Below are 12318 nucleotides of genomic sequence, written 5' to 3' on the forward strand. Positions count from 1 at the left end.
CGCAGAGCGCCGGGCCCTCGCCCTGGGCGGGGCTCGCATCCAGGTGACCGGGTCGCGAGGCAACGAGAGACATTCCGCCGACGAGATCCGAACGAAGGGCGCGATGGACATCGATCCGAATCGGAACAAGAAGTCGTCGTTCGAGGAGTTCGGGACCCTCACCAGCGCGTTCGGCGGAGAGCTGCGCAACGTGACCGACGCGCGGCTGGCCGCGGACGGCTATCTGCGCGCCCTCGCGCGAACGGCACCGCCCTCGGCGCCCGAGCACTGGGACGACATCCTGCTGGTGGTCACCGAGCTGGCCGCGAACACGATCCAGTACGCTCCCGGCCCCTTCGAGCTGCAGATGCGTCCCACCTTCGACGGCGTGCACGTGACGCTGCGCGACAGCAGCACCACCCGCCCCGCGCCCCGCCGCTTCCGCCCCTCGCAGGGCGGGGGCGGCATCGGCTGGCATCTCATCCAGGCGCTCTGCGACCAGGTGAGTGTGATCGTGCGGCCCGGGGGCAAGGACATCCACGCCTTCCTACCCTGGTGAGGGAACGACGTCCGCGTCCGCGAGCGCCGACGCGCAGGTGTCGTTCCGTCCGAGGTGGGCACACGGGTCCGATGAAGGAAGCGTCCCGTCGCACGATCGAGGTGGAGCGTTGAGTCCCGAGCCGGAACCGTCCGAGCAGGAACCGTCCGAGCAGGAGCACGCCGTGTGGGACCGGGTGCGCCGCGCCGCCACCGGGATGAACCATCACGAGGCGAAGGCGGCTCTCGAGGAAGCGCGGAAGGTGACCGAGGACAGTTCACCCGGCGACGGGCAGGCACCCGACGCTCGGACGGAGGCGGACGAGTGGGAACGGATCACCGACACACTCGCCGACCACGCGGGGTCGTACGACCCCGCCACGGACCCCTTCGTCCAGGGGCAGCTGGCCGCCCGGACTCACCGCGCACGGGTGCCGCTGCGACGCGACTGAACACCGCCCGCCCGCGCTGTCAGTGCCCTGCGGAACAATGTTGATCAGCCGGAACGTCACCGCCCCGGCGATGCGTGATCCCACCCGTCCGTCGAAAGGCCGCATGCACATGACGCCGACCTCGCACCGCCGCGCCGTGCCGCGGACCCCGATCGGAGGCCGGTGACCATGCTGCGGCCGCTGCCCCGCACCCGCGCCCGCACCCCGCTCAGCCCCGAAGGCGCCGAGGTCCTGCGTCTGATCACGCAGCGGCGGTTCCCCGTCCGCCTCACGGTGCACGTGAACGGCCGCCGCCGGTACGGCTATTGGCTCCCGCTGGATTCCGCCACCGGGCGCGGCGGTTGCTATGTGGCCCTTCCCACCGGCGAGTGCGACGCCCTGCACGCGGCGGGCCGGATCGTCCTCGGTGACCCTCTCGTCGACCCGGCGAAGACGACGTATCCGGTCCAGGCCGCCGCGCGGACCGCTGCGACGGGTCCGAGTACGCCGACGGGTCCGAGCGCGTCCCGGCACGCCCTGACGGCCTGAGTCCTCGCGTGGACAAGCCCTGAGTCGTCGCGCGGACAAACGAGGTCGTGACGCAATCGGGCCGGCAGGACCGACGGACAGTCGGGCAGTCGGGCAGTCGGGCAGTCGGACAGCCCATAGGACTGGGATTCACTTCCCTGCGGCGAAGGTGTGCCGTCGTCGCCCGCTCTCGTCGAGGTCGAACGAGGCGGGTGCCGCGCGTTCAGCCCCTCGGGCCTGTCGAGAGGGGGACCACGGCCGTGATGCGCTTGCCCCCGTCCCGCAGATTCGAGATGGCGACATCGCTGGCCAGGGTGCAGACGATCATCCACCCGTGGCCGCCGACCCGCAGACGGCCCGCGTCGTCGGTCCGCCGCACGGGCACGGGCAGTCGATCACTTCGGTCGCTCACGGACAGGTGCACCTCCCGCTCGGTCGGTGTCACCTCGAAGGCGGTGACACCGCCGCCGTGGAGCATCGCGTTGGTGACCAGTTCGGAGGCGACGAGCAGGGCGTCGCCGACGGCGGCGTCCTCGTCCCGCGTGTGGCCCCCGGACCGCCCCGCGAGGGCGTGCCTGACCGCCTGCCGTATGTCGGCGGGACTGCCGGGCCCCGACGAGACCACCTGCCGTGAAACGGCCACCGTGCCGGTGGCGGACCTCTGATCCTGCCCGCGCATTCTTCGTTCCTCCGCTCCTGCCCGGAATTTCGCAGGGCCCGTCGCGTAATCCCGCGGCGGGCCCTGTGGAAATGTGGCGGTCATCAGTGCCGGAATACGTCCTTGGCCTTTTCCTTGGCCTGCCGCGCGTCGCCCTCGGACCGCTCGGCCCTGCCCTTCGCGGCCATCCGCTCATTGCCGAGCGCACGTCCGAAGGCCTCCTTGGCCTTGCCCTTTGCCTGTCCCGTCCTGGCACGGGCCTTCTCGTCCTCAGCCATCGCGGTTCACGTCCTCACTGCCCGACCACACGATTCACTTCTACGGCTGACCGTGAATCGAATTCCCAAACCCGAACGCTCGCCCATTCACCGGACTTCACCCGACGGACCGAAATCGCGTCCCTTCTTCGGGCCGTTCCCACGGGCGGCTCAGAGGTCCTTCGGCCCGTCGATACGGACCGGACCTCCCGCGACGACCGACGGGATCGCGGCGAGGGCGACGGACAGGGCAGCGACGGCGTCCTCGCCGGTCACGGCGGGCGGCCGGCCGTCGCGGACACGGGCGGTGAAGTCGGCCAGTTCGGCGACGTACGCGTCGTCGAAGAGATCCTGGTCGTATCGGACGGACTCGGCACCGACACCGTCCGCTCCGTACGAGGAGAGGTGGGTGCGGCGGATGTCGCCGACGGTGAGCATGCCGGAAGGACGCGGGACGACGGCCGCCCCCCGGCGGATAGAACGCCGGGCTTCTCCCCGTACGGGCGTTCGGTCCCCCAGGGGCGACGCGCGTGCCCGAGAACGGCACGCAATCGACGCGTCCCGGCCGCACCACGGGCACTTACCCTCCAGTAATATCGCGCGACAGGCCCCCGGAGGAGGAACCGTGCCACGGTCCGAACGATCACCCTTGTTGCTCGCAGGCCTCTTGGCCACCGCGGGCGTCGCCCACTTCGCCGCACCACGGCAGTTCGACGCCACCATCCCGCGCGCCCTCCCGGGAGCGCCGCGGACCTGGACGTACGCGAGCGGTGTCGCCGAACTCGCCCTGGCGGCCGGGGTGGCACTCCCCCGTACACGCCGGGTCGCCGCACTGGCCACCGCCGCCTTCTTCGTCGGCGTCTTCCCCGCCAACGTCCAGATGGCCGTGGACTGGCGTCACCGTCCCGCGCCGCTCAAGGCGGCGGCGCTGGCGCGGCTCCCGCTCCAGGTGCCGCTCGTCCTGTGGGCCCGCGGGGTCGCGCGGTCCGGGGAGGGACGGTCATGACGTCTCCGCTGAACGTGGGCGACCAGGTCGAGGACTTCACGCTGCCGGACGAGACCGGGGCGAGCCGGAGCCTGTCCGAGCTGCTGTCCGAAGGGCCCGTGGTGCTGTTCTTCTATCCCGCGGCCCTCACCAGCGGCTGCACCGCCGAGGCCTGCCACTTCCGTGATCTGGCCACCGAGTTCACCGCCGCCGGTGCGCGCCCGGTCGGGATCAGCGGTGACTCGGTCGACCGGCAGCAGGAGTTCGCCGACCGGCACACGCTCGGCTTCCCGCTGCTGTCCGACGTGGACGGCACCGTACGGGAGCGGTTCGGGGTGAAGCGCGGCTTCTCGCTGGCCCCGACGAAGCGGGTCACCTTCGTCATAGCGCAGGACCGTACCGTCCTGGAGGTGGTCCGCAGCGAACTGCGCATGAGCGCGCACGCCGACCGCGCGCTCGCCGCCCTGCGCGAGCACCGGGACTGAGGGCCTCCACGGCGCTGCCGCACGGGGCCGTTTCCGGGTAAACGGGCCCCGCCCCTATGCGGATGGAGGGCGGGCCCCGTTCACTGCGCAACATTCTCGGCACCGACCACGCCCTCGAACAGGGAGTGCGACCCGGCAAGTGCGCGACGCGGTACACACCCCGTGTGCGCGCCGCGCTTCCCGTGCGCGGAGTCCGCCGCGCCGGATCCGTCCTCCCCGCGAGGCGCCCTGTCGGGCGCCCCGCCCAGCGGTCATGCTGGACCCGACGAGCCGACGGACGATCAACGGAGCCCCCATGACGGACCAGGTCACACGCCTCGAAGTGAAACCGGCGGCCGGACACATCGGCGCCGAGGTCACGGGAGTCGACCTGGCGGAGGATCTGACCGGCGAGGCCGTCGCCGCGATCCGGGCGGCGGTGCTGCGCTGGAAGGTCGTGTTCTTCCGCGGCCAACGGCTCGATCACACCTCGCACGTGGCCTTCGCGCGCCGGTTCGGCGAACCGATCCGCCTCCGTTCCCGCGGCAGCGCGTCGCCCAAGGACTTTCCCGAGGTCGAGACGACGGCCGACCGTCTCGAGCTGGGCGGGCGGTACGGAATGGAGCACGAGGAGTGGCTGCGCCGGCGCCGCCACTCGCTGCTGCGCGGATGGCACTGCGACCACGGCGCCCGGATCGATCCACCGGCCGCGACCGTCCTGCGCGCCGAGACCGTTCCTCCGTACGGCGGTGACACGACCTGGTCGAACCTGGCCGTCGCCTACGCGGGCCTCTCGGCTCCCGTGCGCGCCTTCGTCGACGGTCTGCGCGCCGAGCACCGGCTGGGGGTCGGGTACCAGTCACGGCCGGGCGACGACGCGTACGCCCGTCATCTGCTGGACCGTCAGATCGCCACCGACCACCCCCTGGTGCGGGTGCACCCGGAGACGGGCGAGCGGGTGCTGTTCGTCAACGGCTACTACGTCGAGCAGATTCTCGGCGTGTCCCGGCCGGAGAGCCGGGCGCTCCTGGACATGCTGCTCGAGCAGGCGACCCGGCCCGAGTACACGGTCCGCTTCCGGTGGGAGCCGGGCAGCGTGGCCTTCTGGGACAACCGGGCCACCATCCATCTGGCACCGAGCGACACCGCCCATGTCGACCACCCCCGGGTCATGCACCGTGTGATGCTGGCCGGTGATGTCCCGGAGGGCGTGGACGGGAAGCCGTCGGCACCGATCGTGGGCAGCGAGCCCGGACTCTGGTGAGCCCGGGCCCTGCAGCGGGAGCGGGGGCTCCTCAGAAGATGCCCTGCCCCGGGACCAGGATTCCTCGCGGGTCGTAGATGTGCCGGGCCGTGGCGAGCCGCCGCCAGGCGGGGCCGAAGTGCTCGCGCCAGTCGGCCGCTCCGAAGGGGACCGAGCCGACCGGGTAGTGGGTGCCGCCGGCCGCGTGGACGGTTTCGTAGGCGGCGCGGTTGGCGGCGAGGAGACGGTCCACGGTCGCGGTGTCGTCCGGCGGGGTCGTGCGCAGGACGGCCAGCAGGTACGACACCGGGTCGTCGGGAGTGCGCAGCAGCGGGGTGTGCAGACTCTCGCGCAGCACCGGGTACAGGAGGACGACGCCGGGGCCGAGGTCGGCCGGGGTGAGGTCCTCCAGCAGGGACTCAGCGAGCGCCGCCGCCGAACGGCCGGGCAGCAGGAGGTTCAGCCACGGGTGGGCGAAGGCCCACAGCCCCGCTGCCTTGAGCGCGGCGACTCCGGCCGCGAGCCGGTCGAGGAAGTCGTAGTACCCGAGGTCGCTCGTCTGCACGCCCGCGGGGTCGTGCCGCAGTCCGCGGAGCAGCGCCGTGTCGTCGGGCGCGGGACCGGCGGGCGGCCCGTAGGCGACGGCTTCGATGACGTAGCCGCGGAAGGCTCCCCCGGCGTCGGGGTTCACCTGGCCCTCGACGTAGTCGAAACGGCCCTCCTCGACGAGCAGGCGCTGGTCCTCGAGGAAGGTGCGCAGGTCGTCGTACGGAAGGAGGTAGTGGCGTACGGTCTCGGGCGCGCGGGCCAGGCGCAGGGTGGCGCCGACGATGATCGCGCACTGGCCGAGTCCGGCGAGCACGGCGAGGAAGAGGTCGCGGTGGCGGGTCGGGGAGCAGCGAACGAGGTCGCCCGCGCCGGTGACGACCTGCAGTTCCCTCACGTTGTCGACCTGGGCGCCCTGCTGGTGGGTCTGGCCGCCGATGCCGCCGACCGACAGGGTGCCGCCGACGGAGAGTTCGAGATAGTCGGTGAAGGTGGGCGGGGTGAGTCCGTGGGCCAGGGTGGCCCGGGCGACCTCGCTCCACTTGGCACCCGCGCCGACGGTGACCGTGGTGCTCCGCGGCCCGACGGAGCCGATGGACGCGAGCGGTGTGGTCTCGATGATCAGGCCGCCGTCGACCTGCGCCTGTCCCTGCGTGGCATGGCCCTGGCCGCGCGGGGCGACCGAGATGCCGTGACGGTTGCAGAAGCGGACCATGGCGACGATGTCGCGGACCGAGCCCGGGCGCAGTACCGCGACCGGACGCCGGTGGACGATGTGGCCGAAGTCGTCGGCGGCCGCCGCGCGCGAGGCGTCGTCGGTGTGCACGCTCCCGTCCAGCGGCGGGAGTCCCGCGAGCGGCCGGTCGCCGGCGGTGGCCGCCCAGCTCCGGGTGAAGGGATCGAACCCGACGACCGCGGCGCCGGCGACGGCGAGGCCCTGCAGTGCGGTACGTCGCGAGGGTGTCCGGGGCATGCGCTCCTCCTGGGGCGACCACGTCAAACGATCAACTTTCGCAGAGTGTAAGGGACTTGAGCGACATCCGAGCCGATTGATCCGATCGGGGGTCCTGCTGCGCCGGTGCCGTGCGCGAACGACGGCGTCCGCCGCCCCGGAGGGACGGCGGACGCCATGGACCGCGGATCTCGGCTCAGTTCGCCGACGGCGAGCCGCTCTCCGGCTCGTCCCCCTTGTCCGGCGTACGGGTGTACCCCTGGAGTTCGAGCGGGCCGTTCGACTTCCCGGCGCTCCTCTCGGAGTTCTGGCCGCCCAGGTTCTGGCGGACCGAGTCGAGGATGGTCAGGCCCTGGGCGACCAGACCGGCCGCTATCTCGCCGAGGCCGTCGGCACCGTTGAGGACGTTGACGTTCGCACCCGCGAGACCGCCCGCCGCCTCCTTGACGATGAGGGGGAGCTGGTCGATCAGCATCCGGTCGAGCGCGACCCGGTCGTGCGACGCAGCCGCCTCGGCCTGGATCTTCATGCGCTCGGCGTCCGCGATGGCGAGCACCTTGATCCGCTCGGCCTCCGCCTCGGCCGGCCTGACGATCTCGGCGACCAGCTGCTGCTGGCGCAACTGGGCCGCGCGCTCGGCGAGTTCGGTCTGCGCGGCGAGGACCTCCTGCTGCGCGTGGGCCTGGGCGAGTGGGCCGGCCTGGGCGGCCTGCGCCTGCGCCCGGTCCACCTCGGCCGAGTACTCCGCCTTCACGATCGCGGTCTGCCGGGCGTACTCGGCCTGGTTGCGCGCCGCGACCTGCTCCGCCTCGACGGAGGCCTGCGTGGCCTGCGCCTGGGCGATCTGGGCCTGGCGCTGGATGGCGGCCTTGTGCGGCGCGGACATCGCGTCGATGTATCCGGTGTCGCCGTCGTCGATCGACTGGATCTGGAGCGAGTCGACGATCAGGCCGATCTTCGCCATCTCCGTCTTCGAGGTGTCGAGCACCTCGGCAGCGAGCTTCTGGCGTTCGGTGACGATCTCCTCGACCGTCATCGAACCGATGATGGAGCGCAGATGGCCCGCGAAGATCCGGCCCGTCAGGATCGACATCTGGTCCTGGTCGGAAAGGAACCGCTGCCCCGCGTTGATGATGCTCTCGGTGTCGTTGCCGACCTTGAACGCGATCACGGCGCGGACGTGCAGCGAGATGCCCTGCCTGGTGACGCAGGTCTCGGTGACCTCTGATTCGCACATCGACAGTGTCAGGAAGCGGGTCTTGCGGAAGACCGGCAGTACGAACTTGCCGTGCCCCGTCACCACCCGGAACGGCGCGCCCCCCAGCCCCCGCCTGCCACCCGAGATCAACATCGCCTCATCGGGAGCGGGCACGCGATAACCGAACATACTTCTCCTCCTCAGCCTGCGCCGACGGCGTCGCCGTCCAGCGCGTCCAACGGATCGGCCCACTCGATGACGTCGACCTCACGACATCCCCGGGACTCGATCACCAGCACGGTCGCCCCTGTCGGCAGGGGCTCCCGAGACCAGGCGAGGAAGGTCTCGGATCCGCCTCTCACTCGCACCAGGATCTCGCCGGGACCGGCGGATCCCCGGGTGCCGATGAGCAGTTCCCCCGTGCAGCCGATCACGGCTTCGTCCTCCACCACAGCCGGCCACCCCCCATCACTCTGAATCTGCCTCTGACCTTAGACCTATCGTCCGTGGGCGCGTACGCCGCCCGCCGCTCCGGAGCCACCGGCGAGGTACGCGCCCGGGTCCCACAGGAAGTGTGTTCTCAACTCCTGGTGAAGCGATAGGTCTTGCTGTCGGTCAGCACGCAGAAGCCGGGTGAAACGACGATCACGCGCAGGGTTCCGGTGCGCCGGTCGTAGTCGATCCCCTCCGCCTCGAACGTGCCCGAGCAGGAGCTGCGCAGCGGCAGTTGACGCAGCGCGGTGACATGGCCCGAGACGTCCGAAACGCCCGGTTCGCCGGACAGGTCGATCTGGAGCAGCGGCTTGGTCATGCCGAAGAGCGTGCCGGCGGGGTCGTCGGAGGAGCACAGCAGCCGGGTCGCCGTGACGAAGTCGCAGCCCTGTACGTCGCGTACGGCGTGGTCGAGGTTGATGGTGGACGCCTGCGGGAGGTTGGCGGCGGGCGAGGTGGCGGGGTTCACGCCGGGGGTCGGGAACACCAGGAGCCGGTTCATCGTGCCGTACTCGCCGGACACCATCCACGAACCGCTCGGCGCGATGGTGACGAAGGAGTTGTTCAGGGTCTCTCCGGCGCTCAGCGCGTGGACGTACTCCGACCAGGCGCCGCCCGGCGCCTGCACCCGGAACATCTTCGAGGCGCCGGAGTCGCTCTGGTACGGCTCGATGTAGTAGCCGTTGTAGGAGGCGTCCGGGTCGCCGACGTGGTTCCAGCCTCGGCTGCTCACGCCGGTGGGGATCGTGCCGATGCCCGTGTAGTGGTTGGGGCTGCCGGCCGGGACCTCGACGGACGTCAGACCCTGGCTCTCGGTCAGCGGGTCGGCGCGGTCCGAGCCCACCTCGTTCCAGGTGTCGGCGGCCGAGGCCGGTGTGCCGGTGGCCACGGACAGTACGGCGGCGGTGGTGAGCGTGACGAGACCGGCCAGGACCGCGTGACAACGTTGCCGTGCGGGCATGCGCATGAGGTCTGCTCCTCGATGGGGGGTGTCTGGTCGGCGCACAGTCTGGCCCGCCATCGATGGTCATGTACAGACCAATGAAGGCACGCCGGGCATCGACTCCTGATCCGGGAGACGCCAACCGGGCCCGCGGTACGGAGGATGCGCCCACCCGCTCGGCGCCCCGCTCGCCCTCCACCCCGTCACCCCGCCACCCCGTCACCCCGTCACCCCGTCGCCCGCCCCGTCGTCGCCGCCACCGCACTCGGCGCCCAACGGCCGACGCCGCCCCAGGCGTGGCCGGTCCGCATTTCCTTCCGTCCCCCGCTCGGCTCGGACACCTCACGCGCCGCACGTCCCGCGCAGGCCGGATCACCCGCCCCCGGACGCACCCCGGCCCGGCGGCTCACCCGGGAGGATGGGTGAGCCGCCGGGCCCGGACGCGGATCCGCCGCGCGGAGAGACCCCCGCCCGGCGGACCACGAGCGTCAGTAGTTCACGCAGACGTTTCCGGCCGCCGGGTTCAGCAGACCCACCACGTTGACCGAGTTGCCGCACGCGTTCAGGTCGACGTCGATGGGGATCTGGACGACATTTCCGGACAGGACTCCGGGGCTGCCCACCGCCACGCCCACCGGGTTGGGGTCGTCGGCGGCGGCGGTCCCGGCGGTGGCCAGCAGGGCCACGCTGGCAAGTCCGGCGGCGGCCATCAGACGAATACGCATTCCAGGCTCCGTTCATTCGCAGGGGTGCGAGTTCCTCCACCATCACCTCACCGAGCGATTGTCGACATCCCAGGACAGCCGAACGGGGGTTCGCGCGCCGTGCCGGCCCGTGGGCCGAGGCCGACACGAGTGCGTCGCGCGGGGTGTACGGAATGCCCGTAGCGTGAGAACAGATCCGGTGGAACAGGGAGAGACCATGTCAACCAGCCAGTCCGACGCGTTCACGCCCTCCGACGACAGGGCGACCCCCGACACGCTTCTGCACACCGGGACCGAAGGCCCGGTGACGGCCGAGGACCTGGTGCTCGCCGCCGGCCGCGATGTCACTCCGCAGAACCTCGCCTGGGCCGAGCGCAAACTCCAGGAGGAAGGCTCCGCGGCGATCGACAAGCTGCTGCCCTGAGGACCTGCCCACGGGACGACACCGCCGGCTCGGCCGGCTCCGATGCGGCGGAGCCGGCCGACGAATGTGCGTGGAGCGGCGGTCAGGCGCCGGGGCACTCCTTCCAGGCCAGGTGGTAGACGGTGCTGATGTCACCGTCCGTCGAGTCCATGGTCATGAAGCTCGTGCTGCCGGGCGCCGACGTTCCCGCGCTGACGCGGAGTTCCGTGTTGATGTTGAAGTTGCGCTGGACACCGCAGGGGGCCCAGACCAGTTGGGCCCAGTCCGTGGTGTCCGTGGCCTGCCAGTTGTCGTCGTAGGGGCCACGGAAGGGGTGGGTGATGGCGGCCGTGTTCGGGGAGCCCTGGAAGTAGTACGAGGCCTTCTCCGTACTGCTGGCCCCCTGCTTGAGCGAGGCGAAGCCGCGGTAGTCCGCGCTGGCGATGGCGTACGTGAAGCCCTGCGGGACGTGGACGATCAGGTTGAGCTGGCAGTTCTTGCGGAACGCGGTGGGGTCGGAGTTGCCTCCGACCTGGGCGAGGTACTGGCTGTAGGTCACCGTGAAGGCGGTGTTGTCCGGGGAGACGGCGACCGCGGCGGTTCCCTGGGGACAGCCGGAGCCGTTCACCGTGGCGACCTTGATGACGATCTTGTCCGGGGGCGGGTCGACGAACCCGGAGGACGGGTCCGACAGGGGAAGCGCTGTGGTGAACAGGGCGGCGATCGCGCCACCCAGAAGCAGCCCACCAGCCATGGTGCTCCAATCCGTTGCGTCGGTGTTCCGGCGGCAGCCCGAAGGCGCCGCCGTGAAATGGGGGGTGCGGTTCCCCGAACGGACGGGGAACCGTCGCAGACCAGTGCGTTGGATCAAGCTCGGCAATTAAGACATGCGCATGACAAATACCCATGCGCGGCCCGCTCCCGGTTGTGAAGGAGCCGTGAAGGCCGGGAGTGACGAAAGCGTACGTACGGGCGGTCGCGGGCGACAGGGCCATCTCCGGCCATTCGACGTACGCCGTTCACACCTGCCACCACGCCCGCGAGGCCCGTTCACCACGGTTCTCCCCGCCCACGGCCGTCGCCGCGAGGGCTCGGGTCCGCCCGCGACCGTCACGGCGTGTGCCCGTCACCGCGGCGCCGGGCGACCTCTGGGGCATCTCCGGCCCCTTCCCTGTGACGGACCGTGGGGCGCGCCCCCGTCCGGCCGCCCCATGGCACCCACACGCATCTCGCGGCCCACGGCCCCCGTGGCATGGCCAAAAGACGCACAGTGGGACGGGGTTGAGCCGGTGGCACACGGTTTCGCGGGTCGTGCCGCTTTCCGTACGTCCCGAAGCGGGCATTCCGGTGCCGGACGGCGGGCCGAAAGGCGACGGGGCCGCGCGAATCGCCCGCCGCCTCCTCGTGTCCCGCACGCCCCTGCGACACTGAGGCGCATGGATCCACGACACCTGAGAATCGGCCGCCGTCGCATATGGATGAGCAGTGCCGTCTGCTTCCTGGTGCTCGGGCCGATCGGCTGGTTCCTCGGTGGCTGGATTCCCTTCGCGCTGCTGGCCGTTGCCCTGACCCTCGCCACGGCGGTCTCGCACTGGCGGGCACCCACCTGGCTCGCGCCCGCCATCGCCAAGGGCCAGTCGGAGAGCCGCCGGGACGTCGCCACCTTCTGCGTGGTCATCGCGGTGAGCGGCTACGCCCAGCCGCCCGCGGAGCCCACTCCGCCGGCCGCGGACCTGACCGCCCTGCGTCTGGAGGCGTACCGGTCCGCCGCGCACGACGACCTCTCCGAGGAACTGCGCCTCCTCGCGGCCGACGCGCTGTCCGCCGCGGACCAGGCCCACGCCGAGGACACACCGGCGGGCTGGCGGGCGGCACGGGCGAGCGCCGAGCGGCTGGCGCACGCCGCCCAGGAGGGCAATCCGTACGTACGGCAGCTGCTCATCCAGTGGGTCGAGGGCAACCCGGCCGGCGACCGCTAGAACGCCGGTCACCGCGTCC

General features: G+C 71.4%; 17 protein-coding genes. 8 read left to right on the forward strand and 9 right to left on the reverse strand.

Annotated elements, in window-relative coordinates:
* Positions 1 to 103: 103 nt before the first annotated feature.
* The 3 genes from ACWD68_RS31725 (at position 104) to ACWD68_RS31735 (ending at position 1496) form a co-directional block, all read left to right on the forward strand.
* Positions 104 to 538 (forward strand): ATP-binding protein, encoded by a 435-nt coding sequence (locus ACWD68_RS31725; protein WP_451809894.1) that lies wholly within the window; start codon positions 104 to 106, stop codon positions 536 to 538.
* Between the two features lie 109 nt (positions 539 to 647).
* Complete coding sequence (locus tag ACWD68_RS31730) at positions 648 to 968, forward strand: hypothetical protein (RefSeq protein ID WP_451809895.1); 321 nt, start codon at positions 648 to 650, stop codon at positions 966 to 968.
* A 168-nt stretch (positions 969 to 1136) separates the two neighbouring features.
* The gene (locus ACWD68_RS31735; protein WP_451809925.1) at positions 1137 to 1496 is read left to right on the forward strand and encodes a hypothetical protein; all 360 of its coding nucleotides are present in this window, start codon (positions 1137 to 1139) and stop codon (positions 1494 to 1496) included.
* Between the two features lie 202 nt (positions 1497 to 1698).
* Here the strand turns inward: ACWD68_RS31735 and ACWD68_RS31740 are convergent, their stop codons facing one another.
* The 3 genes from ACWD68_RS31740 to ACWD68_RS31750 all read right to left on the reverse strand — a co-directional run bounded on the left by ACWD68_RS31740 (position 1699) and on the right by ACWD68_RS31750 (position 2828).
* Positions 1699 to 2154: an ATP-binding protein gene (locus ACWD68_RS31740; RefSeq protein WP_451809896.1), complete on the reverse strand. Its 456-nt coding sequence runs from the start codon at positions 2152 to 2154 to the stop codon at positions 1699 to 1701.
* 83 nt (positions 2155 to 2237) lie between these two features.
* Positions 2238 to 2411, reverse strand: a complete 174-nt coding sequence (locus tag ACWD68_RS31745; protein WP_451809897.1) for a CsbD family protein — start codon at positions 2409 to 2411, stop codon at positions 2238 to 2240.
* Between the two features lie 150 nt (positions 2412 to 2561).
* The gene (locus ACWD68_RS31750) at positions 2562 to 2828 is read right to left on the reverse strand and encodes a hypothetical protein (protein WP_451809898.1); all 267 of its coding nucleotides are present in this window, start codon (positions 2826 to 2828) and stop codon (positions 2562 to 2564) included.
* Positions 2829 to 3015: 187 nt separating this feature from the next.
* Here ACWD68_RS31750 and ACWD68_RS31755 point away from each other — a divergent pair, with 187 nt between their 5' ends.
* The 3 genes from ACWD68_RS31755 (at position 3016) to ACWD68_RS31765 (ending at position 5103) form a co-directional block, all read left to right on the forward strand.
* The gene (locus ACWD68_RS31755; protein WP_266755077.1) at positions 3016 to 3396 is read left to right on the forward strand and encodes a DoxX family protein; all 381 of its coding nucleotides are present in this window, start codon (positions 3016 to 3018) and stop codon (positions 3394 to 3396) included.
* A complete protein-coding gene (locus tag ACWD68_RS31760; RefSeq protein WP_451809899.1) occupies positions 3393 to 3860 on the forward strand; it encodes a peroxiredoxin in 468 nt (155 codons plus the stop codon). Before ACWD68_RS31755 ends, ACWD68_RS31760 begins: the two co-directional genes overlap by 4 nt.
* Positions 3861 to 4155: 295 nt before the next feature.
* Positions 4156 to 5103, forward strand: coding sequence for a TauD/TfdA dioxygenase family protein (locus ACWD68_RS31765; protein WP_451809900.1), 948 nt, complete (start codon positions 4156 to 4158; stop codon positions 5101 to 5103).
* Positions 5104 to 5134: 31 nt separating this feature from the next.
* Here the strand turns inward: ACWD68_RS31765 and ACWD68_RS31770 are convergent, their stop codons facing one another.
* The 5 genes from ACWD68_RS31770 to ACWD68_RS31790 form a co-directional block, all read right to left on the reverse strand.
* Complete coding sequence (locus tag ACWD68_RS31770; protein WP_451809901.1) at positions 5135 to 6601, reverse strand: FAD-binding protein; 1467 nt, start codon at positions 6599 to 6601, stop codon at positions 5135 to 5137.
* 175 nt (positions 6602 to 6776) lie between these two features.
* Complete coding sequence (locus ACWD68_RS31775; RefSeq protein ID WP_451809902.1) at positions 6777 to 7967, reverse strand: SPFH domain-containing protein; 1191 nt, start codon at positions 7965 to 7967, stop codon at positions 6777 to 6779.
* 11 nt (positions 7968 to 7978) lie between these two features.
* Positions 7979 to 8230, reverse strand: coding sequence for a hypothetical protein (locus ACWD68_RS31780; RefSeq protein WP_266755082.1), 252 nt, complete (start codon positions 8228 to 8230; stop codon positions 7979 to 7981).
* Between the two features lie 128 nt (positions 8231 to 8358).
* The gene (locus tag ACWD68_RS31785) at positions 8359 to 9237 is read right to left on the reverse strand and encodes a hypothetical protein (RefSeq protein WP_451809903.1); all 879 of its coding nucleotides are present in this window, start codon (positions 9235 to 9237) and stop codon (positions 8359 to 8361) included.
* A gap of 464 nt (positions 9238 to 9701) precedes the next feature.
* Positions 9702 to 9938 carry a chaplin gene (locus ACWD68_RS31790; protein WP_451809904.1) on the reverse strand — a complete coding sequence of 79 codons (237 nt, stop codon included), beginning with the start codon at positions 9936 to 9938 and terminating at the stop codon, positions 9702 to 9704.
* Between the two features lie 196 nt (positions 9939 to 10134).
* On the opposite strand from ACWD68_RS31790, the gene ACWD68_RS31795 reads away from it, so the two are divergent.
* Positions 10135 to 10341 carry a hypothetical protein gene (locus tag ACWD68_RS31795; RefSeq protein ID WP_451809905.1) on the forward strand — a complete coding sequence of 69 codons (207 nt, stop codon included), beginning with the start codon at positions 10135 to 10137 and terminating at the stop codon, positions 10339 to 10341.
* 82 nt (positions 10342 to 10423) lie between these two features.
* Here ACWD68_RS31795 and ACWD68_RS31800 read toward each other — a convergent pair whose 3' ends face one another.
* Positions 10424 to 11074 carry a DUF4360 domain-containing protein gene (locus ACWD68_RS31800; protein WP_451809906.1) on the reverse strand — a complete coding sequence of 217 codons (651 nt, stop codon included), beginning with the start codon at positions 11072 to 11074 and terminating at the stop codon, positions 10424 to 10426.
* A 682-nt stretch (positions 11075 to 11756) separates the two neighbouring features.
* On the opposite strand from ACWD68_RS31800, the gene ACWD68_RS31805 reads away from it, so the two are divergent.
* Complete coding sequence (locus ACWD68_RS31805; RefSeq protein ID WP_451809907.1) at positions 11757 to 12299, forward strand: hypothetical protein; 543 nt, start codon at positions 11757 to 11759, stop codon at positions 12297 to 12299.
* Positions 12300 to 12318: the final 19 nt, after the last annotated feature.

This window comes from Streptomyces sp. NPDC005141, from assembly GCF_053599975.1.

Coding starts and splice junctions, on each gene's coding strand:
- ACWD68_RS31805 (WP_451809907.1), top strand. CDS start 11,757: ATGGATCCACGACACCTGAGAATCGGCCGCCGTCGCATATGGATGAGC.
- ACWD68_RS31795 (WP_451809905.1), top strand. CDS start 10,135: ATGTCAACCAGCCAGTCCGACGCGTTCACGCCCTCCGACGACAGGGCG.
- ACWD68_RS31775 (WP_451809902.1), bottom strand. CDS start 7,967: ATGTTCGGTTATCGCGTGCCCGCTCCCGATGAGGCGATGTTGATCTCG.
- ACWD68_RS31760 (WP_451809899.1), top strand. CDS start 3,393: ATGACGTCTCCGCTGAACGTGGGCGACCAGGTCGAGGACTTCACGCTG.
- ACWD68_RS31785 (WP_451809903.1), bottom strand. CDS start 9,237: ATGCGCATGCCCGCACGGCAACGTTGTCACGCGGTCCTGGCCGGTCTC.
- ACWD68_RS31725 (WP_451809894.1), top strand. CDS start 104: ATGGACATCGATCCGAATCGGAACAAGAAGTCGTCGTTCGAGGAGTTC.
- ACWD68_RS31790 (WP_451809904.1), bottom strand. CDS start 9,938: ATGCGTATTCGTCTGATGGCCGCCGCCGGACTTGCCAGCGTGGCCCTG.
- ACWD68_RS31765 (WP_451809900.1), top strand. CDS start 4,156: ATGACGGACCAGGTCACACGCCTCGAAGTGAAACCGGCGGCCGGACAC.
- ACWD68_RS31735 (WP_451809925.1), top strand. CDS start 1,137: ATGCTGCGGCCGCTGCCCCGCACCCGCGCCCGCACCCCGCTCAGCCCC.
- ACWD68_RS31770 (WP_451809901.1), bottom strand. CDS start 6,601: ATGCCCCGGACACCCTCGCGACGTACCGCACTGCAGGGCCTCGCCGTC.
- ACWD68_RS31750 (WP_451809898.1), bottom strand. CDS start 2,828: ATGCTCACCGTCGGCGACATCCGCCGCACCCACCTCTCCTCGTACGGA.
- ACWD68_RS31740 (WP_451809896.1), bottom strand. CDS start 2,154: ATGCGCGGGCAGGATCAGAGGTCCGCCACCGGCACGGTGGCCGTTTCA.
- ACWD68_RS31800 (WP_451809906.1), bottom strand. CDS start 11,074: ATGGCTGGTGGGCTGCTTCTGGGTGGCGCGATCGCCGCCCTGTTCACC.
- ACWD68_RS31745 (WP_451809897.1), bottom strand. CDS start 2,411: ATGGCTGAGGACGAGAAGGCCCGTGCCAGGACGGGACAGGCAAAGGGC.